A 21,787-nucleotide genomic window follows, 5' to 3' on the forward strand; every position below is an offset into this window, starting at 1 on the left:
AAGGGTTAGTGCAGAGCATGTCGCGCAAGGGCAACTGTCTTGATAATGCGGTAATGGAGAATTTCTTTGGTCACCTGAAAGAAGAAATTTACTATCGCCGGGACTACAGAAGTGTAGAAGAGCTGGAAAATGCCGTTAACGAATACATAACTTACTGGAATCAAAAAAGAATAAAACTCAGTCTTGGGGGACTCAGCCCGGTAGAATACCGGACTGAGTATCAAAAAGCCGGTTAACTGAAACTGTCCAGGTTTTGGGGTTCAGTTCATGGCGCGTCTTATCCAGCTTACGCAGGCACGATAGGGGGCAGCTTATTCCTCCACATACGCCAGCGAATACGGCTTCCCCAACTTGCCCACCTCCATACGTGTCCTCCTTACCAGAAATTTATCCTTAAGCTCCTCAATAACCATTTTCCTGCTAACTAAATTCGTGGTTAAGGTTGCATGATGATATGCAACAAATGTATAACATTTTCTTTACCAAAAGAAATAAACAAAAGCGACCGACAAAAGCATCGGATTACGGCAGGAGACATAATGGCATGGCTGAAAGTACTGTAACGGCAGACAGCAAACTGACAAGTAGTGATACTCGTCGCCGCATTTGGGCAATTGTGGGGGCCTCTTCAGGTAATCTGGTCGAGTGGTTCGATTTCTATGTCTACTCGTTCTGTTCACTCTACTTCGCTCACATCTTCTTCCCTTCCGGGAACACGACGACTCAACTACTGCAAACAGCAGGTGTTTTTGCTGCGGGATTTCTGATGCGCCCAATAGGCGGTTGGCTATTTGGCCGCATAGCCGATAAACATGGTCGCAAAAAATCGATGCTGTTATCGGTGTGTATGATGTGTTTCGGCTCACTGGTTATCGCCTGTTTGCCAGGCTACGAAACAATCGGTACCTGGGCTCCGGCATTATTGCTTCTTGCTCGTTTATTCCAGGGATTATCCGTTGGCGGAGAATATGGCACCAGCGCCACCTATATGAGTGAAGTTGCCGTTGAAGGGCGCAAAGGTTTTTACGCATCATTTCAGTATGTGACGTTGATCGGCGGGCAACTGCTAGCTCTACTGGTTGTCGTGGTTTTACAACACACCATGGAAGACGCTGCACTCAGAGAGTGGGGATGGCGTATTCCTTTCGCGTTAGGAGCTGTGTTAGCTGTTGTGGCGTTGTGGTTACGTCGTCAGTTAGATGAAACTTCACAACAAGAAACACGCGCTTTAAAAGAAGCTGGATCTCTGAAAGGATTATGGCGCAATCGCCGTGCATTCATCATGGTTCTCGGTTTTACCGCTGCGGGCTCCCTTTGTTTCTATACCTTCACCACTTATATGCAGAAGTATCTGGTAAATACTGCGGGAATGCATGCCAACGTGGCGAGTGGCATTATGACTGCCGCATTGTTTGTATTCATGCTTATTCAACCACTCATTGGCGCGCTGTCGGATAAGATTGGTCGTCGTACCTCAATGTTATGTTTCGGTTCTCTGGCAGCCATTTTTACCGTTCCTATTCTCTCAGCATTGCAAAACGTTTCCTCGCCTTATGCCGCTTTTGGTCTGGTGATGTGTGCCCTGCTGATCGTGAGTTTTTATACTTCAATCAGTGGAATACTGAAGGCTGAGATGTTCCCGGCACAGGTTCGTGCATTAGGTGTTGGTCTGTCATATGCGGTCGCCAATGCTATATTTGGTGGTTCGGCGGAGTACGTAGCGTTGTCGCTGAAATCAATAGGAATGGAAACAGCCTTCTTCTGGTATGTGACCTTGATGGCCGTGGTGGCGTTTCTGGTTTCTTTGATGCTACATCGCAAAGGGAAGGGGATGCGTCTTTAGTGACGGGTCAGTTGCCAGACGGTATAGCCAGTAGTTGCACCGGCGACATCCCAGGTAAAATCTTTCCAGCTCCAGCCGCTCCCCTCGGGGCGGCTATCCCAAAGTTCTTTTGACGCCCCCAGCCCAACAGAGAACATCAGCCCGAAAGTGGCACTGCGATCGCGACTCATCCCCTGATGCTGTGCATATTCATTTCCGGCGGCGGAAAGCATCGCCGAGGCGATAAAGTGTTGAGCTTTATCCTGCCCGCTCCAGCTATCGTTAGCCATATGGCTGCATCCAGAAAGTAATAATAGCGAACAGACAAAAAGAATACGCAAAACGTGGCCTCCAAAAAACAAACCCCGTACAGGACGGGGTTGTGATTACAGGATGCGGCTAATTAATCGGTCGATGCGGATACGGCGCAAACGACGGATGAGTTTACGAACCTTCACCGGATAATCGGCAATACTTTGCAGGTCGCGATAGTGCTTAACGATGGTGGTATGCTCGCGGATCAGCTCCAGTTCTTTCTCTCGCTGTGGCGCAAGCTCCAGTTGCGGATCGTGGATCAAAATAGCGTTTTCCAGATCCAGACGCCAGGCGCGCGGGTTCAGGTTATTACCAGTGATCAACATCCACTTATCATCAACCCACATCCCTTTCAGGTGATAGGTGTTGTCGTCATCTTTCCATAACCGAACCACTAACTGGTCAGTGTTGACGTAATACTGCAAACGGCTCAGGAAACGACGCAGATTGATCTCATAGAGATAAGGCAATGCGCCAATTATCTTGAAAGGTTCATCTTCCGGAATGTAGAAGTCATTCGCGGTTTTATCACCAACAATAATTTCGACCTTTTTCCCTTCGCGCAGCAACTGGATAATATTGCGCACAAGGATTGCTGGCAGGTTGAAGTAAGGTGTGCAGATGGTTAGTTTCTGCTCGGCACAAGGCATAAGATGGAAAATGGTCTTGTTCAACAGACTCGATTTCCCCAGACCTACCAACGGCGTTACGGAAAGCTGATCGTTGTCGGCATCGCCCTGGAAATGATAAGCGGCATCACGCAGCTCCTGGCGGAACAGACGAATATCGTTCTTGATTTCCGGGCTTTTTGGCCGATTAACATCATCCAGACGATTAACGCCGCGGCCATTCATAATATTCTGTGTAACCCATTCAAACATAATGTCTGACATCTTACGGTTACGGATAAGATGATAACGGTCGTAGCGATATTTATCGTGCTGATGCAGGTAAACATCGTTCAGGCTGGCACCGCTATAAAGTACGCTATCGTCGATGATAAAGCCTTTAAAGTGCAGAACACCAAGGGCTTCACGGGTATTGATTGGAACGCCATAAACCGGAACATCTACGCCCGGATTTTCCTGCGCCATGCGGCAGTACCAGTCAGCGTTAGTGTTAGATGCCGCAGCGCCAATGCGTCCACGTTGTGCACGATGCCAGTCGACCAGCACCCGCACATCCAGTTCCGGACGCTGCCTTTTAGCCTCATACAACGCGTTCAGAATGCCTTTGCCACCGTCATCCTGTTCGAGATACAGGGCGACAATGCAAATGCGCTGCTTCGCGCTGGCTATTTTTTCCAGCAGCGTCTCCCGGAAGTCGGCGGGAGCGTAAAAGAAATCGACATCATCAACTGATTGAGAAATCTTGGGTAGTTGGGCAAGGTGTTGTTGATGTTTATTACGCTTAAATTTTGACAACATCACAGTGCATTTCTTCTCTGTTCATTGAAGGGTCCTCTGTGCAATGCAGACGACATAAGCGGGCAATAATAACACCAGTCCCGATTAAGTGGTCAACATTTCCAGTACCTTACTCATGATTCCTCGCGCTGGGCAAGATTTAGCGTAAGCCCAACGATCCCCTCTTCGAGCTGGATATCAACGTTAAACCCGAGCTTGCGGGCCAGCGCCACCATGCCACGATTGTTTGGCATCGTAATACCATTCAGACGTTGCAGTCCGTGATCTCGCGTATAGGTAATCAACTTTTCCATTAAGCGTCGACCTAAGCCTAACCCTTTGAGATCCGAGCGAACCAGCACGGCAAATTCGGCATCGATGTTATCAGGGTCGGAGATCGCACGCGTGACGCCAAGGATCTCTTCCGTTTGATCAATACGTCGTACCGCTACAAATGCCATTTCCCGATCGTAGTCGATCTGCGTCATGTTGGCTAAATCTTCATGGGTAAATTCGTTGATCTCGCTAAAGTAGCGGTAATAAAGATCTTCTTTGGTGACTCGCGAAATGAATTGCTGAAGTTGTGGCTCATCTTCTGGCAAAATCGGGCGGAACAAGCAGCGTTCACCGTTTTTCAATTCTACCCATTCTTCCAGCTGATGCGGATAAGGGCGCACTGCCAGCCGACTCTCGTTATCGCCTTCAAACGGCGCGATATCCAGCGTGACATCCAGCGCGGTAAATTCACTGCCAGAAGCCAGCAAAGGATGAATATCCAGACGCTGAATTTCCGGGCAATCGACAATCAAGTTAGAAACCTGCACCAGAAGCTGGCTCAAGCCTGCAACATCTAATGGGCGTAGCGCACTGCGCGCACGAATCTTTTTACTTTTGATCCCCTGAATAACCAGATAGCGGGCCAGGTTCATGTTCAGCGGCGGTAGTGCGACGACGGCTTGATCTTCAGGACGCCACTCCACACCGCCTTCGCCCAGCATGATCAACGGCCCGAAAACCGGATCGTGCTCAACCACAACCCGCAACTCCTGAGCGCCAGCACGGTTAGCCATACTTTGCACCAACAGGCCGTGGATCCGCGCCTGCGGCCAGGCCATTTTTACGCGATCGAAAATAGCGTTTGCCGCTTGCTGGACTTCATTAGCTGTACGCAGGTAGAGCATTACGCCCTGAACTTCCGATTTATGTGGAATATCCGGCGAACGCAATTTCAGCGCCACCGGATAACCAATCTGTTCGGCAATATGCACCGCTTCGGTGCTATCGCTGGCAATCCAGGTGGGGAGCGTGTTCATGCCATATGCTTGCAGGATGGGCTGAACTTCATGGGTATCGAGTGACGTTGCTCCTTCGGCAATCGCCTGTTGCAACAGAAGATGCGCTTCTGCGGTATTGGAGGTCAGATTGCTGGGCAACGCCGGCGTTTCGCGTAGTTGCTTCTGATTACGCCGGTACTCCACCATATGCATAAAAGCAGTGATGGTTCCTTCCGGGGTACGGTAGGTCGGCAGCCCGGCTTCGCTGAATAATCGTCGTGCCTCTTGCGAGGAATGTTCGCCACACCAGTTCGTCAGCAGAGAAACATACTTGCTGCGGGGATGATGCTTTACCGCTTCAATTAATACTTGCGCGCTTTCTGTTGCGGGAGCAGCGGCGCTGGGCGAATGAATAACCATCAGCGCATCAAAATCCTGGCTGTGGAGCAGAATGTCCAGCGTTTTGACATAATGCTCGCTGCTGGCGTCATCGCGTAGATCGAGCGGGTTAGAGATTGCCACATGTTCTGGCAGTGCATCGCGCAGTTTCTGGCAGGTTTCTTCGCTTAGCGTTGCCAGCTTGCCATTGCGTGACCATAAGGCATCCAGCGCCAGCGCGGCAGGCGCAGCACCGTTGCTGATAATCATCAGCCGGTCGCCACGCAGTGGGCGCATATGGCTGAGGGTTTCCACTGCCGAAAACAGCTCGTGAGTATCCTGTACCCGCAACAAACCGGCACGCTGAATAGCCGCATCCCACGCCGGATCCATTCCTGCCGTGGTGTTCAACAGACGTTGAGCCGCCGGGCTACGTCCGCTTTTAATCACCAGAATCGGTTTATTGCGAGAGGCACTACGGGCCGCCGAAACAAAGCGTCGCGCGTCGCTTAACTGTTCGAGATAGAGCAGGATGGCGCTGGTTTTACTGTCGCGCGCCAGATAGTCGAGCAATTCATCAACGTCGATATCCAGGCTGTCGCCGAGCGCAATAAAGTAGGAAAAGCCCATCTCACGCTGTTGCGCCCAGTCGAGGATGGTGTTGGAGACGGCAGCCGATTGCGAAATAAACGCCAGTTTGCCGCGTTTAATCGGCACAGGTGAAAAGCTGGCATTTAGACCTTGCCAGGGAGCCAGTAAACCCAGACTGTTTGGTCCTAGCAGGCGCATGTTATGGCGCAGGGCGCAGGCGCGGAGATCTTCGTGTTGCGATGCCGGGGCGGAAAGAATAATGCAGGTTTTACAGCCTTTCTCGCCGAGCTCTTCCAGAAGAGCAAGATTACGGCTGGCATTGGTACATAAAACCGCAAGGTCGGGTGTAAAGGGCAAGCTGGCAATATCCGGCCAGGCCAACACACCCAACACCGCTTTCCAGGCAGGCGTCACCGGGAGTACCGGTCCGTTAAAGCCTCCCGCCAGCAGGTTACGCATCATCAGGTAACCTGCGCGATTGGGTTTCATCGATGCGCCAATTACCGCAATCGATTTTGGTCGCAGTAGTGCTTCCAGTCCTCGCTGACTCATACCGGTCTCCCGCAGAAGTGACCGAATGATTTTAAACGCTTTCTAACTGTTCTGCTGTGATGCTACCCAGATGTTGCGTTTTTCCTGCCAGATAGCGTGTTTTAAAGCGGGTAAAATGCTCGCCTAACCCTGCCGCCGCCCCGGTATCGCCGGCCATATCTAACAGTGCGATGGCTACCTCGGCAGTACAATATTGGCCTTCAGCCTGGGCTTCACGCAGGCGATAGGCAGAAAGCCGGGAAAGATCGACGGAAATGACGGGAAGATTATCCAGATACGGACTTTTACGAAACATCTTGCGAGCTTCAGGCCAGGTACCATCGAGCATGATAAATAGCGGAGGCTTACCGGCAGGTGGTGTGAAGATCACTTCCCGTTGCTCATCAGCATACGAGGCGGGAAAGACCACCATTGGCTGATAGTCCGGGTTTTGTACCAGATCCAGCAAATCTAGCGAGGGTTCGGTACGCGACCATTGAAACGCAACGGTATCAGGCAAAATATCAGCAATCAGACGCCCGGTATTACTGGGCTTCATTGGCTCGGTGTCGAACATCAGCAAACAGAAGCGACTTTTTGCTTGTGCTGGGGTAATTGTCGAACAGAGACATAATTTCTCTGGCAAAAGACAGCGTTGGCAGCGACGAACGCGATTACCGCGGGCAAGAAAAGGACGTGTTGCGCGCGCAATACGCTCGGCGCGTAACTGGAGAACAGCGTTTTCGGTCATAAGAGAGCGTCGAAAAAACGCCATTGTCGCAGAGGAGAAAACGGGGCACAAGATGCGCCCCGGTAAGATTAAAGAGATTCGTTCAGCCAGCTATCAAACGGCGCTTTCGGTACTGCGCCATTAAGCATGTCGACAACCTGACCGTTTTTGAAAATCATGATCGTCGGTATACTACGAATTCCAAAGCGACTGCTCAATTCACGTTCAGCTTCGGTATTCACTTTCACAAAGCGCACTTTACCGCTACGCTCTTGCGCGACATCTTCAAAAATTGGTGCGAAATTACGGCAGGGGCCGCACCACGGTGCCCAGAAGTCGATCACCACAGGTAGATCATCTTTCAGCAATTTGTCGAGCGTTTCACCGGTCGCATTAATCACCTCTCCGTCAAACAAGTCGTGACCGCAGCGTCCGCATTTTGCCGCATCTTCGATCCGATCGTCGGGAATGCGATTGATGGCCTGACAATGGGTACAAACGGTATTCATAACTAACCTCGGGATGAGTAAGGAGACTTATCGGCAACGACGCCGGTATGTTTCTAATATGTTACATATTATCGGGGACATTGTTCCAGACAACAATCTGTTTTATTCAATAGGTATGATAGTCGCAGGCTTTGGTACGAAATCATGGCGAACCGCGCGGACTTCGGGTAATCTGCGCGCTTCGCGCAGCGCTGGTGGAGAAAAGCATGAACGATGAAATGAAAGGTAAAAGCGGCAAGGTCAAAGTGATGTATGTCCGCAGTGATGATGATTCTGATAAACGTACCCACAACCCGCGTACCGGGAAAGGGGGCGGGCGTCCAGGAAAATCTCGTGCTGACGGTGGCCGTCGCCCCGCCCGCGATGACAAACAGAGTCACCCCCGTGACCGCAAGTGGGAAGATTCGCCGTGGCGCACGGTTTCCCGCGCGCCGGGTGATGAGACGCCGGAAAAGGCCGATCACGGTGGCATCAGTGGTAAAAGTTTTATTGATCCGGAAGTTTTGCGTCGTCAGCGTGCGGAAGAAACCCGCGTCTACGGCGAAAATGCCTGTCAGGCACTGTTCCAGAGCCGTCCGGAAGCGATTGTTCGCGCCTGGTTTATCCAGAGTGTAACGCCGCGTTTTAAAGAAGCCTTGCGCTGGATGGCAGCAAACCGCAAAGCGTACCATGTGGTAGATGAAGCGGAACTGACAAAAGCGTCAGGCACGGAACATCACGGCGGCGTTTGCTTCCTGATCAAAAAGCGTAACGGTACAACCGTGCAGCAGTGGGTAAGCCAGGCAGGCGCGCAGGATTGCGTTCTGGCACTGGAAAACGAATCTAACCCGCATAACCTGGGTGGCATGATGCGCAGCTGTGCGCACTTCGGCGTGAAAGGCGTTGTGGTGCAGGATGAGGCACTGCTGGAGTCGGGGGCGGCTATCCGTACCGCAGAAGGCGGCGCAGAGCACGTTCAGCCGATTACTGGCGACAACATTGTTAACGTGCTGGATGATTTCCGTCAGGCAGGTTACACCGTAGTGACCACTTCCAGCGAGCAGGGGAAACCGCTGTTCAAAACCAGTCTGCCAGCGAAAATGGTACTGGTGCTGGGTCAGGAATATGAAGGGTTACCGGATGCCGCACGCGATCCAAACGATCTGCGCGTGAAGATTGACGGTACTGGCAACGTTGCCGGGCTAAATATCTCTGTCGCAACTGGCGTTTTGCTTGGTGAATGGTGGCGTCAGAATAAAGCCTGATAAATCAGCCGGGTGGCAACGCTGCCATCCGGCGTTTTCCTGCAAATTTACTCACTCTCTGCCGGTAATACTGGCATCCAGTCAATCGGTTTCTCGCCACGTTGTTCCAGCCACTGATTTGCCAGCACAAAATGGTTGCAGCCAAAGAACCCACGATGCGCAGAAAGCGGTGATGGATGCGGCGCTTTCAGTACGTGATGGCGTTGCTTATCAATAATCGCCCCTTTCTTTTGCGCATGTGAGCCCCACAACAAAAACACCACGCCTTCGCGATGCTGGTTAATCAGGCTGATGACTTTATCGGTGAAGGTCTCCCAGCCGAGGCTGGCGTGGGAATGCGCCTGACCTGCGCGAACCGTCAACACAGTATTGAGTAGCAGAACGCCCTGACGCGCCCAGCTTTCAAGATAACCATGATTAGGGCGGGTGAAACCGGGAATAGTATTTTCCAGCTCTTTATACATATTCAGCAGTGACGGCGGTGTCGCAATGCCGGGGCGAACGGAAAATGCCAGACCATGCGCCTGTCCCGGTCCGTGATAAGGATCCTGGCCGAGAATCACCACTTTAACGTCACCCAACTCTGTAAAGCGGAACGCGTTAAAGACATCCTTTTGTGGCGGATAGATAGTGACGCCGGACTGCCGCTCGCTGGCGACGGTCTGTAGGGTATTAAGAAAATAGGGTTGTTGCTTCTCTTCAGCCAGCACGTCATGCCAGGTTAATTCGTTTGCCATCTCGCTCTCCCGCGAATCTTCAATCCGCCTAGCTTAACTGCTTCTTTCTACAGAACAAAATCATGCTCATTTTTTAGACTTAAACGAGTGCAAAAAAATGTAAATTGGTAAAATTTCACACCTGCATAAGTTGATGTAAAACAATAAAATCCATTTGCAACCATACTTGATGTGTGGTTTTTATTGATTTAAATCAAAGATTCAAGGGTGTTTGAGGAGTATATATACACTCAAGCAACAATGGTTTTACCAATTGGCCGCGACAGGCTGAACAAATCAAATAATTTTGCCGGGGAGGCATCACATGATTACAGGTATCCAGATTACTAAAGCCGCTAACGACGATCTGCTGAACTCTTTCTGGCTGCTGGACAGCGAAAAAGGCGAAGCGCGTTGCATCGTTGCGAAAGCAGGTTTTGCAGAAGACGAAGTGGTTGCAGTAAGCAAACTGGGTGATATTGAATACCGTGAAGTTCCAGTAGAAGTGAAACCAGAAGTTCGCGTTGAAGGTGGTCAACACCTGAACGTTAACGTTCTGCGTCGTGAAACTCTGGAAGATGCAGTTAAGCATCCGGAAAAATATCCGCAGCTGACCATCCGTGTATCCGGTTATGCAGTTCGCTTTAACTCTCTGACTCCGGAACAGCAGCGCGACGTTATCGCTCGTACCTTTACTGAAAGCCTGTAAGGCTTAAGTAGCAAGTTATTAAGCGGAAGAGGGTGACCTCTTCCGCTTTTCTTTTTGTCTTTCAATAGAAAATGCGTACCGCACAATAGACCAGCAACAGCGCCAGCACGATATTTAACGGGCGACCATACTGGCGAAACAATCGCTGAAACAGATGCCCCGCCAGCGCCCAGCACACATTGCCAAACGTCCCAATCATCGCCAGCAAAACGCTGACGCCAACTACCCAGCTTAGCGCCTGCGTTTGCGGCAGGACAAACGTCGACAGTGCCGTAACGCCATACAAAATGATTTTGACGTTCACAAACTGCAAAGCAAAGCTGGCCCAAAAGCTGATTGGTTTTGCCTGAAGTCCGTCTTCCTTTGTTGGACTGGTAGCGATTTTCCATGCCAGCCAGACAATATATGCCGCTCCTGCCCAGCTCAACAGATGCACTGCTGCCGGGTCGATAACAGCCAGTGAAAACGAAATTCCCACGCATAGCAACATGACGATTAAAAATCCCAGACTCATCCCTGCCAGCACGCGAGTACTCTGACGAAATCCGTGCGTTGTAGCTGAGCTAAGGGCGAGAATATTGTTCGGTCCTGGCGTCATGGCGGTAATCAGGGTGTAAGTCCAAAAAGCACTTAAAAGGGTCGGTGTCACTTGTTATCTCCTCTGTTTTGGTAGACAGTACCCGACACGGAACATTTAAAAAAATGAATGTTTTTACATTCTAAATTCGATATTTTCGATAGGTTTGGGGTTATGGATCTGCGCCGTTTTATTACGCTTAAAACCGTGGTGGAAGAGGGGTCCTTTTTGCGAGCTTCGCAAAAATTGTGCTGCACACAATCGACGGTGACTTTTCATATTCAGCAGCTTGAGCAGGAGTTCTCAGTCCAGTTATTTGAGAAAATTGGTCGACGAATGTGCCTTACCCGCGAAGGAAAAAAGCTGCTGCCGCACATCTATGAACTCACCAGAGTGATGGATACCCTTCGTGAGGCTGCCAAAAAAGAGTCGGATCCGGACGGGGAACTACGCGTTGTTTCAGGCGAAACGTTGCTTTCTTACCGAATGCCGCAGGTGTTGCAGTGTTTTCGGCAACGCGCACCAAAAGTGCGTTTATCGTTGCAGTCTCTGAACTGTTACGTGATCCGTGATGCGCTACTGAATGATGAGGCTGATGTCGGCGTCTTTTACCGCGTAGGGAATGATGATGCTCTGAACCGACGAGAGTTGGGTGAACAATCACTGGTGCTGGTGGCTTCACCGCAAATTAAAGATGTCGATTTTACTGAGCCGGGAAGACATAACGCCTGTAGTTTTATTATCAATGAACCGCAATGTGTCTTTCGCCAGCTATTTGAAAGTACGCTGCGCCAGCGACGGATCACGGTGGAAAACACCATTGAGCTTATAAGTATCGAAAGCATCAAGCGTTGTGTCGCGGCAAATATCGGGGTCAGTTACCTGCCGCGCTTTACAGTGGCAAATGAACTTGCGAGTGGCGAATTAATCGAATTGCCTTTTGGCGAACAGTCGCAGACCATTACGGCAATGTGCGCTCACCATGCCGGAAAAGCGGTTAGCCCGGCGATGCACATTTTTATTCAGTGTGTTGAAGAGTGTTTTTTGCCGGGATAAAAATAATGCCGGGCTTAAACCCGGCATTGAGATTACTCTTCTGTCGTTTGCGGTGGCACGCCCGTTCCGCTCGGTTTACGGCGCTTACCAATATTTTTGGTGTCGCGATGGCGTTTTTTCACCCGCGGCTTCTCTTTCTCTTTAGCTTTTTTCTTCTCGGCGCGTTTTGCCAGTACTTTCTTCGATGGCTTGCCGGTCTGCTTCTCGCTTGGCGCACGCGTTTTCGGGCGTAACTCATCAATTACACGAGCTTTAATTGGCTCTTCAATATAGCGACCAACTTTGCCCAGCAGCAGATGGTCATGGGCTTCTACCAGCGAAATTGCGGTGCCTTTACGACCGGCGCGCGCGGTACGTCCGATACGGTGCAAATAAGTATCGCCACTGCGCGGCATATCGAAGTTAAAGACGTGGCTGACGTCAGGAATGTCGATACCGCGCGCGGCAACATCGGTGGCAACCAGTACGTTTACGCGACCTTCGGTCAAACGCTTGATCGCTTCGTTACGCTTGCCCTGTACCATCTCACCTTCGAGATAGCAGTTGTTGATGCCCGCTTCGCGCAGCCAGTTTGCCAGCTCATGCACACGCTCACGCTTACGCACAAACACAATTGAGCGGGTCGCTTCCGGCTGTTTTAACAGATGCACCAGCAATGCGGTTTTATGTTCCAGGTCATCGGCGCGGTAATACCACTGATGAATTTTTTTGCGCTCACGTGTGGACGGATTGGCAGAAACCTCCACCGGATCTTCCAGCAGACGCTCGGCAAAGTCCTGAATCGCATCGCCTTCCAGAGTTGCCGAAAAGAGCAGGGTCTGTTTACGCCAGCGCGTTTCGCCAGCAATATGTTCGATATCCTGAGCGAAGCCCATATCCAGCATACGGTCTGCTTCGTCGAGGATCAGCGTTTCAACCGCGCGGCAATCGAAGTTCTCTTCTTTTATGTATTGCAGCAGACGTCCGGTCGTGGCGACCACGATGTCCTGATTTTCGCTGAACACTTCCGCGTGGTTCATATAGGCTACGCCGCCGGTGATGGTGGCAATATCCAGATGCGTATGTTTCGCCAGTTCGCGGGCATGATCGGCCACCTGCATCGCCAGCTCGCGAGTTGGGGTGAGGATCAAAATACGCGGCGGACCGGATTTCTTACGTGGGAAATCGAGCAGGTGCTGCAACGCTGGCAGCAGATACGCCGCCGTTTTACCGGTGCCTGTCGGCGCAGAACCGAGTACATCACGGCCATCGAGCGCAGGCGGAATGGCGGCAGCCTGAATGGCGGTCGGGCGAGTGAAACCTTTATCCTGGAGGGCTTCCAGCAGGCTTTCGTCGAGTTCAAGTTCGGAAAAAGTCGTTACAGTCATGTTCTACCTCTGTGTGGGGCGCTGATTATAGACGTTACGGCTGCAATCTTCATCTGTTTGTATGGATATCGCTTCTCGGGTATTGTTCTCACCCGGTGCTATCGCCGTTTTTCCTGCAAGGTTTTATTTTCATGTCACAGTCTACATCCGTGCTTCGTCGTAATGGATTTACTTTTAAACAGTTTTTTGTTGCTCACGATCGTTGTGCGATGAAAGTGGGAACGGATGGCATTTTGCTGGGCGCATGGGCACCGGTGGCTGGGGTAAAACGTTGCCTTGATATCGGCGCGGGTAGCGGGTTGCTGGCATTAATGCTGGCGCAGCGAACCGATGACAGCGTAATGATTGATGCAGTTGAACTGGAAAGTGAAGCTGCCGCGCAGGCACAGGAAAATATCAACCAGTCCCCGTGGGCAAAGCGGATTAACGTCCATACGGCGGATATTCAGCAGTGGATCACACAGCAGACAGTACGCTTCGATTTAATCATCAGTAACCCACCTTACTATCAGCAGGGAGTAGAGTGCTCGACACCTCAACGGGAACAGGCTCGCTATACCACTACGCTTGATCACCCATCGTTGCTGACCTGTGCGGCGGAGTGCATTACCGAAGAGGGATTTTTCTGCGTGGTGCTGCCAGAGCAGATTGGTAATGGTTTTACTGAACTGGCATTAAGTATGGGCTGGCATTTACGTTTGCGGACGGATGTGGCGGAAAACGAAGCGCGACTGCCGCATCGGGTGCTGCTGGCATTCTCCCCGCAGGCGGGAGAATGCTTTAGCGATCGCTTAGTCATTCGTGGGCCAGACCAGAACTATTCCGAAGCGTATACGGCGCTGACCCAGGCTTTTTATCTGTTTATGTAATGATTGCCGGGGGAAAGGATCGACGGACCGGAATGGGTGAGCAGTTCCGGATAATCCAGCGTGAAATGCAACCCCCGACTCTCTTTACGCATCATTGCACAGCGAACAATCAACTCGGCAACCTGTACCAGATTACGCAGCTCCAGCAAATTATTTGAGACGCGGAAATGGGCGTAATATTCGTCTATTTCTTGTTGGAGCATGGTTATCCGCCGCAGGGCGCGTTCAAGGCGCTTCGTTGTGCGCACAATGCCGACGTAATCCCACATAAACAGGCGTAGCTCGTGCCAGTTATGCTGAATTACTACCCGTTCGTCAGGGTTCTCAACGCGGCTTTCATCCCACGGTGGTAACGTACTGACGCCGTGGGCATAAGGCATACGTCTGGTGATATCTTCTGCCGCCGACCAGCCATAGACCAGACACTCCAGCAATGAATTCGAGGCCATGCGGTTAGCGCCGTGTAAGCCGGTATAACTCACCTCGCCAATGGCATACAAGCCCTCGACGTCCGTACGCCCATGATCATCCACCATCACACCACCGCAGGTATAGTGTGCAGCAGGCACAATCGGTACCGGTTCTTGTGTGAGATCAATCCCCAGCCCGAGCAATTTTTCATAGATCATCGGGAAATGCTGGCGAATAAAATCGGCAGGCTTATGGCTGATGTCGAGATACATACAATCCGCGCCGAGGCGTTTCATTTCATGGTCAATGGCGCGGGCGACAATATCGCGCGGGGCCAGTTCGCCGCGCTCATCAAAATCGGGCATAAAACGCGTACCGTCCGGGCGCTTGAGATAAGCGCCTTCGCCGCGCAGTGCTTCTGTTAACAGGAAATTGCGTGCCTGTGGGTGATACAGCGCGGTAGGGTGGAACTGATTAAATTCGAGATTGGCAACCCGGCAGCCTGCGCGCCACGCCATAGCAATGCCATCGCCAGAAGAAATATCCGGATTGGTGGTGTACTGATAAACCTTCGACGCACCGCCGGTTGCCAGCACCACCGCTTTTGCGTGGCAGGTTTCAACCGTTTCTTTATTTCGGTTCCATACCCACGCGCCTACAACTCGTCGCGTGCCCGGCAGGCCAATTTTGTCAGAGACAATTAGATCAACCGCGTTGCTGCGCTCCAGCACGCAAATATTCGGATGGTTCAGCGCCTTGCTCACCAGCGTGGTTTCTACTTCTCTACCGGTGGCGTCGGCGGCATGAAGAATACGACGGTGACTATGTCCACCTTCACGGGTCAGATGGTAGCTTTCTGCGCCATTTGGCTGAATGTGGGTATCAAACAACACCCCCTGGTCGATTAGCCATTGCACACAGGATCGTGCATTGCTGGCGACAAATTCAACTGCATGGCGATCGCAAATACCACCCCCGGCAATCAATGTGTCTTCCACATGCGAGTCAATGCTGTCAGTTTCATCAAACACGGCGGCAATACCGCCCTGGGCATAAAATGTTGAACCTTCCGTTACCGGGCCTTTACTTAGAACGATGACCTGATGCTGATCAGCCAGGCGCAGCGCCAGTGAAAGTCCGGCTGCGCCGCTACCGATAATCAACACGTCACATGAATGATCAGGGAGAGTATTCATTTTCTTTGTTTAATTTACTAAACACGGTTTGGTCAGCATAGCATCATGTTGTGCGATTAAACACCTGCTATTTTAATATTTGTTACAGTGGCTAAACACGCTGACGCAGGGCGGCGAGAAAAAGAGAAGTTACTGGCTGGTGGAGGATTAGGTGGTGAAATAAAAAGGCCGTTGGGTTACTCTTCAGGCAGTTAAATGGGCATTTCTACACAGATAATGCGATGTTCAGATTCTGTAGACTTATAATGATAGATAATGATCCGTCTACAGCATGACAAACAAAAACAGATGCGTTACGGAACTTTACAAAAACGAGACACTCTAACCCTTTGCTTGCTCAAATTGCAGCTAATGGAGTGGCGTTTCGATAGCGCGTGGAAATTTGGTTTGGGGAGACTTTACCTCGGATGAGCGAGCAGTTAACGGACCAGGTCCTGGTTGAACGGGTCCAGAAGGGAGATCAGAAAGCCTTTAACTTACTGGTAGTGCGCTATCAGCATAAAGTGGCGAGTCTGGTTTCCCGCTATGTGCCGTCGGGTGATGTTCCCGATGTGGTACAAGAAGCTTTTATTAAAGCCTATCGTGCGCTGGATTCGTTCCGGGGAGATAGCGCTTTTTATACATGGCTGTATCGGATTGCTGTAAATACAGCGAAAAATTACCTGGTTGCTCAGGGGCGTCGTCCACCTTCCAGTGATGTGGATGCCATTGAAGCTGAAAACTTCGAAAGTGGCGGCGCGTTGAAAGAAATTTCGAACCCTGAGAACTTAATGTTGTCAGAAGAACTGAGACAGATAGTTTTCCGAACTATTGAGTCCCTCCCGGAAGATTTACGCATGGCAATAACCTTGCGGGAGCTGGATGGCCTGAGCTATGAAGAGATAGCCGCTATCATGGATTGTCCGGTAGGTACGGTGCGTTCACGTATCTTCCGAGCGAGGGAAGCTATTGATAACAAAGTTCAACCGCTTATCAGGCGTTGACGATAGCGGGATACTGGATAAGGGTATTAGGCATGCAGAAAGAACAACTTTCCGCTTTAATGGATGGCGAAACGCTGGATAGTGAGCTGCTTAACGAACTGGCTCATAACCCAGAAATGCAGAAAACCTGGGAAAGCTATCACTTAATCCGTGACTCAATGCGGGGTGATACTCCCGAGGTGCTCCATTTCGATATCTCTTCACGCGTGATGGCCGCCATTGAAGAAGAGCCAGTACGTCAACCGGCGACATTGATCCCGGAAGCCCAGCCTGCGCCGCATCAATGGCAGAAAATGCCATTCTGGCAGAAAGTACGTCCGTGGGCGGCACAGCTTACCCAAATGGGCGTAGCAGCATGCGTATCGCTTGCAGTTATCGTTGGGGTCCAGCACTATAATGGACAATCTGAAACGTCCCAGCAGCCCGAAACGCCGGTATTTAATACACTGCCGATGATGGGTAAAGCCAGCCCGGTTAGCTTGGGAGTACCTTCTGAAGCGACCGCAAATAATGGTCAACAGCAGCAGGTACAGGAGCAGCGTCGTCGCATTAATGCAATGTTGCAGGATTACGAACTGCAACGCCGACTCCACTCTGAACAGCTTCAGTTTGAGCAGGCGCAAACTCAGCAAGCCGCTGTACAGGTGCCAGGAATTCAAACTTTAGGAACGCAATCGCAGTAATGAAGCAACTTTGGTTTGCCATGTCATTAGTGACAGGTAGCCTGTTATTCTCTGCTAACGCCTCGGCCACTCCCGCGTCCGGGGCGTTATTACAGCAGATGAACCTGGCCAGTCAGTCACTGAATTACGAGCTGTCATTCATCAGCATCAATAAACAGGGTGTTGAGTCTCTGCGTTATCGACATGCACGCCTCGATAACCGTCCTCTTGCACAATTGTTGCAAATGGATGGCCCGCGCCGGGAAGTGGTACAGCGCGGCAATGAAATCAGCTATTTTGAACCGGGACTTGAACCGTTCACGCTTAATGGCGATTACATTGTTGATTCTCTACCATCGCTCATCTATACCGATTTCAAACGCCTTTCTCCTTACTACGACTTTATCTCCGTCGGGCGCACGCGTATTGCTGATCGTCTTTGCGAAGTCATTCGTGTGGTTGCCCGAGATGGTACACGCTACAGCTACATCGTGTGGATGGACACCGAATCGAAATTACCGATGCGGGTTGATCTCCTTGATCGCGATGGTGAAACGCTGGAACAATTTCGCGTGATTGCTTTTAATGTCAATCAGGATATCAGCAGCAGTATGCAGACGTTGGCGAAGGCAAATTTGCCGCCGTTGCTTTCTGTTCCTGTAGGTGAAAAAGCTAAATTCAGCTGGACGCCAACCTGGTTGCCACAGGGTTTTAGCGAAGTTTCCAGTAGTCGACGTCCGCTACCGACGATGGACAACATGCCTATCGAATCACGTCTCTATTCCGACGGATTATTCAGCTTTTCGGTAAACGTTAACCGCGCTACGCCATCGAGCACCGATCAGATGTTGCGCACCGGACGCAGAACCGTCAGTACAAGCGTACGTGATAACGCCGAAATCACCATTGTCGGTGAACTGCCGCCGCAAACGGCGAAACGCATTGCCGAGAATATTAAGTTCGGGGCAGCGCAATGATCAAAGAGTGGGCTACCGTCATCTCCTGGGAAAACGGGCAGGCGCTGGTTAGTTGTGATGTTAAAGCCTCATGCAGCAGCTGCGCTTCACGCGCCGGTTGCGGTAGCCGCGTGTTGAATAAACTTGGCCCGCAAACCACGCATACCATTGTCGTACCCTGTGATGAGCCGTTAGTGCCGGGGCAAAAAGTAGAATTAGGAATCGCCGAAGGCAGCCTGCTTAGCTCCGCATTACTGGTTTATATGTCGCCGTTGATGGGACTATTCCTCATCGCTTCACTATTTCAGCTACTCTTTGCTTCAGATATTGCAGCATTATGCGGTGCGATTCTCGGTGGCGTTGGTGGATTCCTGATTGCACGTGGCTGCTCTCGAAAGTTTGCTGCCCGGTCTGAATGGCAACCGATCATCTTAAGCGTGGCCTTGCCGCCTGGCCTTGTGCGATTTGAAACATCTTCGGAAGACGCGAGCCAGTGATTTCACTGGCTTTGTTGCATTTTGCATAACAAATGCGAGGACGTTTCCAGATACCACAATCCATACGGTATGAACATTTCCTCGCCTCAATGTTGTAGTGTAGAATGCGGCGTTTCTATTAATACAGACGTTAAGCTCAGAACAGCGACTTCTAAAAGCCTGGTTAACCGGGCATTAAGGCACAATAATCATACTTTATGAAGAATATACGTAACTTTTCGATCATAGCTCACATTGACCACGGTAAATCGACGCTGTCTGACCGTATTATCCAGATCTGCGGTGGCCTGTCTGACCGTGAAATGGAGGCGCAGGTTCTCGATTCCATGGATCTTGAGCGTGAGCGTGGCATTACCATCAAAGCGCAAAGCGTGACGCTGGACTACAAAGCGTCTGACGGCGAAACCTATCAGCTTAACTTTATCGACACCCCGGGCCACGTTGACTTCTCTTATGAAGTTTCTCGTTCGCTGGCTGCCTGTGAAGGTGCATTGCTGGTGGTCGACGCCGGGCAGGGCGTAGAAGCGCAAACCCTGGCAAACTGCTACACCGCCATGGAAATGGATCTCGAAGTGGTGCCGGTACTGAACAAGATTGACCTGCCGGCAGCCGATCCTGAACGCGTGGCGGAAGAAATTGAAGATATTGTCGGCATCGATGCCACCGACGCGGTGCGCTGTTCAGCGAAAACCGGCGTTGGCGTGCAGGACGTTCTCGAACGTCTGGTGCGCGACATTCCGCCGCCGGAAGGCGATCCGGAAGGCCCGTTACAGGCACTCATTATCGACTCCTGGTTCGACAACTACCTGGGCGTTGTTTCACTTATCCGTATTAAAAACGGCACCCTGCGTAAGGGCGACAAAGTGAAAGTCATGAGTACCGGGCAGACCTATAACGCCGACCGTCTGGGCATCTTCACGCCGAAGCAGGTTGACCGCACTGAACTGAAATGTGGCGAAGTAGGCTGGCTGGTATGTGCGATTAAAGATATCCACGGCGCTCCAGTAGGCGATACCTTAACGCTGGCGCGTAATCCGGCAGAAAAGGCGCTGCCTGGCTTTAAGAAAGTCAAACCGCAGGTATACGCCGGTCTGTTCCCGGTAAGTTCCGACGACTATGAAGCCTTCCGTGACGCGCTGGGCAAACTCAGCCTGAACGATGCTTCACTGTTCTATGAGCCGGAAAGCTCCAGTGCGCTGGGCTTTGGTTTCCGCTGCGGCTTCCTCGGCCTGCTGCACATGGAGATCATCCAGGAACGTCTGGAACGTGAATACGATCTGGATCTGATCACCACTGCGCCGACCGTAGTGTATGAAGTTGAAACCACGTCAAGAGAAGTTATCTACGTCGACAGCCCATCCAAGCTGCCAGCGGTAAATAACATCTACGAACTGCGCGAGCCGATTGCAGAATGTCACATGCTGCTGCCGCAGGCATATCTCGGCAACGTTATTACGCTGTGCGTAGAAAAACGCGGCGTGCAGACCAATATGGTTTACCACGGTAATCAGGTGGCGCTGACGTACGAGATCCCGATGGCGGAAGTGGTGCTCGACTTCTTCGATCGCCTGAAATCTACCTCGCGTGGTTATGCGTCTCTGGATTACAACTTCAAACGCTTCCAGGCGTCCGACATGGTACGTGTAGACGTATTAATCAACGGTGAACGTGTTGATGCGCTGGCGTTGATCACCCACCGTGATAATTCGCAAAACCGCGGTCGCGAGTTGGTGGAGAAGATGAAAGATCTGATCCCACGCCAGCAGTTTGATATCGCCATTCAGGCAGCGATTGGTACGCACATTATTGCGCGATCCACCGTGAAACAGCTGCGTAAAAACGTACTGGCTAAATGTTATGGCGGCGATATCAGCCGTAAGAAAAAGCTGCTGCAGAAGCAGAAAGAAGGTAAGAAACGCATGAAGCAGATCGGTAACGTCGAGCTGCCGCAGGAAGCGTTCCTCGCCATTCTGCACGTCGGCAAAGACAACAAATAACCCTTAGGAGTTGGCATGGCGAATATGTTTGCCCTGATTCTGGTGATTGCCACACTGGTGACGGGCATTTTATGGTGCGTGGATAAATTCTTTTTCGCACCTAAACGGCGGGAACGTCAGGCAGCGGCGCAGGCGGCTGCCGGTGACTCACTGGATAAAGCAACGTTGAAAAAGGTTGCGCCGAAGCCTGGCTGGCTGGAAACCGGTGCTTCTGTTTTTCCGGTACTGGCTATCGTATTGATTGTGCGTTCGTTTATTTATGAACCGTTCCAGATCCCGTCAGGTTCGATGATGCCGACTCTGTTAATCGGTGATTTTATTCTGGTAGAGAAGTTTGCTTATGGCATTAAAGATCCTATCTACCAGAAAACGCTGATCGAAACCGGTCATCCGAAACGCGGCGATATCGTGGTCTTTAAATATCCGGAAGATCCAAAGCTTGATTACATCAAGCGCGCGGTGGGTTTACCGGGCGATAAAGTCACTTATGATCCGGTCTCAAAAGAGCTGACGATTCAACCGGGATGTAGTTCCGGCCAGGCATGTGAAAACGCGCTGCCGGTCACCTACTCAAACGTGGAACCGAGCGATTTCGTTCAGACCTTCTCACGCCGTAATGGTGGGGAAGCGACCAGCGGATTCTTTGAAGTGCCGAAAAACGAAACCAAAGAAAATGGAATTCGTCTTTCCGAGCGTAAAGAGACACTGGGTGATGTGACGCACCGCATTCTGACAGTGCCGATTGCGCAGGACCAGGTGGGGATGTATTACCAGCAGCCAGGGCAACAACTGGCAACCTGGATTGTTCCGCCGGGACAATACTTCATGATGGGTGACAACCGCGACAACAGCGCGGACAGCCGTTACTGGGGCTTTGTGCCGGAAGCGAATCTGGTCGGTCGGGCAACGGCTATCTGGATGAGCTTCGATAAGCAAGAAGGCGAATGGCCGACAGGTGTGCGCTTAAGTCGCATTGGCGGCATCCATTAAT

Annotated in this window: 22 protein-coding genes; 13 read left to right on the forward strand and 9 right to left on the reverse strand. The window is 51.2% G+C overall.

What is annotated here, in order from left to right:
- Both ACJHYD_RS00005 and kgtP read left to right on the forward strand, forming a co-directional pair.
- On the forward strand, positions 1–236 hold a 236-nt coding region (locus ACJHYD_RS00005; protein WP_149858641.1), incomplete at its 5' end, for an IS3 family transposase.
- A gap of 308 nt (positions 237–544) precedes the next feature.
- Positions 545–1,843, forward strand: a complete 1,299-nt coding sequence (gene kgtP, locus ACJHYD_RS00010) for an alpha-ketoglutarate permease (protein WP_000841103.1) — start codon at positions 545–547, stop codon at positions 1,841–1,843.
- Here kgtP and ACJHYD_RS00015 read toward each other — a convergent pair.
- The 5 genes from ACJHYD_RS00015 to trxC all read right to left on the reverse strand — a co-directional run bounded on the left by ACJHYD_RS00015 (position 1,840) and on the right by trxC (position 7,556).
- Positions 1,840–2,163, reverse strand: a complete 324-nt coding sequence (locus ACJHYD_RS00015; RefSeq protein WP_001696047.1) for a YfiM family lipoprotein — start codon at positions 2,161–2,163, stop codon at positions 1,840–1,842. The genes kgtP and ACJHYD_RS00015 overlap by 4 nt on opposite strands.
- A 45-nt stretch (positions 2,164–2,208) precedes the next feature.
- Complete coding sequence (pssA, locus tag ACJHYD_RS00020; protein ID WP_000949265.1) at positions 2,209–3,564, reverse strand: CDP-diacylglycerol--serine O-phosphatidyltransferase; 1,356 nt, start codon at positions 3,562–3,564, stop codon at positions 2,209–2,211.
- Positions 3,565–3,677: 113 nt separating this feature from the next.
- Positions 3,678–6,338, reverse strand: a complete 2,661-nt coding sequence (gene patZ, locus ACJHYD_RS00025) for a peptidyl-lysine N-acetyltransferase PatZ (RefSeq protein ID WP_001521091.1) — start codon at positions 6,336–6,338, stop codon at positions 3,678–3,680.
- Positions 6,339–6,369: 31 nt separating this feature from the next.
- Positions 6,370–7,068: a tRNA-uridine aminocarboxypropyltransferase gene (gene tapT, locus ACJHYD_RS00030; RefSeq protein WP_001308860.1), complete on the reverse strand. Its 699-nt coding sequence runs from the start codon at positions 7,066–7,068 to the stop codon at positions 6,370–6,372.
- 68 nt (positions 7,069–7,136) lie between these two features.
- The gene (gene trxC / locus ACJHYD_RS00035) at positions 7,137–7,556 is read right to left on the reverse strand and encodes a thioredoxin TrxC (protein WP_001098726.1); all 420 of its coding nucleotides are present in this window, start codon (positions 7,554–7,556) and stop codon (positions 7,137–7,139) included.
- Positions 7,557–7,762: 206 nt separating this feature from the next.
- On the opposite strand from trxC, the gene ACJHYD_RS00040 reads away from it, so the two are divergent.
- Positions 7,763–8,800, forward strand: a complete 1,038-nt coding sequence (locus ACJHYD_RS00040) for a tRNA/rRNA methyltransferase (RefSeq protein WP_001521090.1) — start codon at positions 7,763–7,765, stop codon at positions 8,798–8,800.
- Positions 8,801–8,847: 47 nt separating this feature from the next.
- Here ACJHYD_RS00040 and ung read toward each other — a convergent pair whose 3' ends face one another.
- The gene (ung, locus tag ACJHYD_RS00045; protein WP_001262721.1) at positions 8,848–9,537 is read right to left on the reverse strand and encodes a uracil-DNA glycosylase; all 690 of its coding nucleotides are present in this window, start codon (positions 9,535–9,537) and stop codon (positions 8,848–8,850) included.
- Positions 9,538–9,841: 304 nt separating this feature from the next.
- Here ung and grcA point away from each other — a divergent pair, with 304 nt between their 5' ends.
- On the forward strand, positions 9,842–10,225 hold the full coding sequence (grcA, locus tag ACJHYD_RS00050) for an autonomous glycyl radical cofactor GrcA (RefSeq protein ID WP_000627804.1): 384 nt from the start codon (positions 9,842–9,844) through the stop codon (positions 10,223–10,225).
- Between the two features lie 61 nt (positions 10,226–10,286).
- Here the strand turns inward: grcA and eamB are convergent, their stop codons facing one another.
- On the reverse strand, positions 10,287–10,874 hold the full coding sequence (gene eamB, locus ACJHYD_RS00055; protein WP_001521088.1) for a cysteine/O-acetylserine transporter: 588 nt from the start codon (positions 10,872–10,874) through the stop codon (positions 10,287–10,289).
- Between the two features lie 102 nt (positions 10,875–10,976).
- Here eamB and ACJHYD_RS00060 point away from each other — a divergent pair, with 102 nt between their 5' ends.
- Positions 10,977–11,858 (forward strand): LysR family transcriptional regulator, encoded by an 882-nt coding sequence (locus ACJHYD_RS00060; protein ID WP_220412347.1) that lies wholly within the window; start codon positions 10,977–10,979, stop codon positions 11,856–11,858.
- 32 nt (positions 11,859–11,890) lie between these two features.
- On the opposite strand, the gene srmB is transcribed toward ACJHYD_RS00060, so the two are convergent.
- Complete coding sequence (gene srmB, locus ACJHYD_RS00065) at positions 11,891–13,225, reverse strand: ATP-dependent RNA helicase SrmB (RefSeq protein WP_000219193.1); 1,335 nt, start codon at positions 13,223–13,225, stop codon at positions 11,891–11,893.
- Positions 13,226–13,356: 131 nt separating this feature from the next.
- On the opposite strand from srmB, the gene trmN reads away from it, so the two are divergent.
- The gene (gene trmN, locus ACJHYD_RS00070) at positions 13,357–14,094 is read left to right on the forward strand and encodes a tRNA(1)(Val) (adenine(37)-N(6))-methyltransferase TrmN (RefSeq protein ID WP_001469536.1); all 738 of its coding nucleotides are present in this window, start codon (positions 13,357–13,359) and stop codon (positions 14,092–14,094) included.
- On the opposite strand, the gene nadB is transcribed toward trmN, so the two are convergent.
- Positions 14,079–15,701 (reverse strand): L-aspartate oxidase, encoded by a 1,623-nt coding sequence (gene nadB, locus ACJHYD_RS00075; protein ID WP_001551512.1) that lies wholly within the window; start codon positions 15,699–15,701, stop codon positions 14,079–14,081. The two genes, trmN and nadB, sit on opposite strands and share 16 nt — an antisense overlap.
- A gap of 255 nt (positions 15,702–15,956) precedes the next feature.
- On the opposite strand from nadB, the gene rseD reads away from it, so the two are divergent.
- The 7 genes from rseD to lepB all read left to right on the forward strand — a co-directional run bounded on the left by rseD (position 15,957) and on the right by lepB (position 21,786).
- The gene (gene rseD, locus ACJHYD_RS00080) at positions 15,957–16,112 is read left to right on the forward strand and encodes a rpoE leader peptide RseD (protein ID WP_001303621.1); all 156 of its coding nucleotides are present in this window, start codon (positions 15,957–15,959) and stop codon (positions 16,110–16,112) included.
- Positions 16,109–16,684, forward strand: coding sequence for an RNA polymerase sigma factor RpoE (gene rpoE / locus ACJHYD_RS00085; protein WP_001295364.1), 576 nt, complete (start codon positions 16,109–16,111; stop codon positions 16,682–16,684). The genes rseD and rpoE overlap by 4 nt, the downstream gene beginning before the upstream one ends.
- Before the next feature lie 32 nt (positions 16,685–16,716).
- Positions 16,717–17,367 carry an anti-sigma-E factor RseA gene (gene rseA, locus ACJHYD_RS00090; RefSeq protein WP_001168459.1) on the forward strand — a complete coding sequence of 217 codons (651 nt, stop codon included), beginning with the start codon at positions 16,717–16,719 and terminating at the stop codon, positions 17,365–17,367.
- The gene (gene rseB / locus ACJHYD_RS00095) at positions 17,367–18,323 is read left to right on the forward strand and encodes a sigma-E factor regulatory protein RseB (protein ID WP_000812053.1); all 957 of its coding nucleotides are present in this window, start codon (positions 17,367–17,369) and stop codon (positions 18,321–18,323) included. Before rseA ends, rseB begins: the two co-directional genes overlap by 1 nt.
- Positions 18,320–18,799: a SoxR-reducing system protein RseC gene (rseC, locus tag ACJHYD_RS00100; RefSeq protein ID WP_000589046.1), complete on the forward strand. Its 480-nt coding sequence runs from the start codon at positions 18,320–18,322 to the stop codon at positions 18,797–18,799. Before rseB ends, rseC begins: the two co-directional genes overlap by 4 nt.
- Before the next feature lie 197 nt (positions 18,800–18,996).
- Positions 18,997–20,796 (forward strand): translation elongation factor 4, encoded by a 1,800-nt coding sequence (gene lepA / locus ACJHYD_RS00105; RefSeq protein WP_000790168.1) that lies wholly within the window; start codon positions 18,997–18,999, stop codon positions 20,794–20,796.
- A gap of 15 nt (positions 20,797–20,811) precedes the next feature.
- The gene (lepB, locus tag ACJHYD_RS00110) at positions 20,812–21,786 is read left to right on the forward strand and encodes a signal peptidase I (RefSeq protein ID WP_000002542.1); all 975 of its coding nucleotides are present in this window, start codon (positions 20,812–20,814) and stop codon (positions 21,784–21,786) included.
- Position 21,787 lies beyond the last annotated feature (1 nt).

It is taken from the genome of Escherichia sp. WS1368 (genome assembly GCF_046487485.1).
Taxonomy (GTDB): domain Bacteria; phylum Pseudomonadota; class Gammaproteobacteria; order Enterobacterales; family Enterobacteriaceae; genus Escherichia; species Escherichia coli.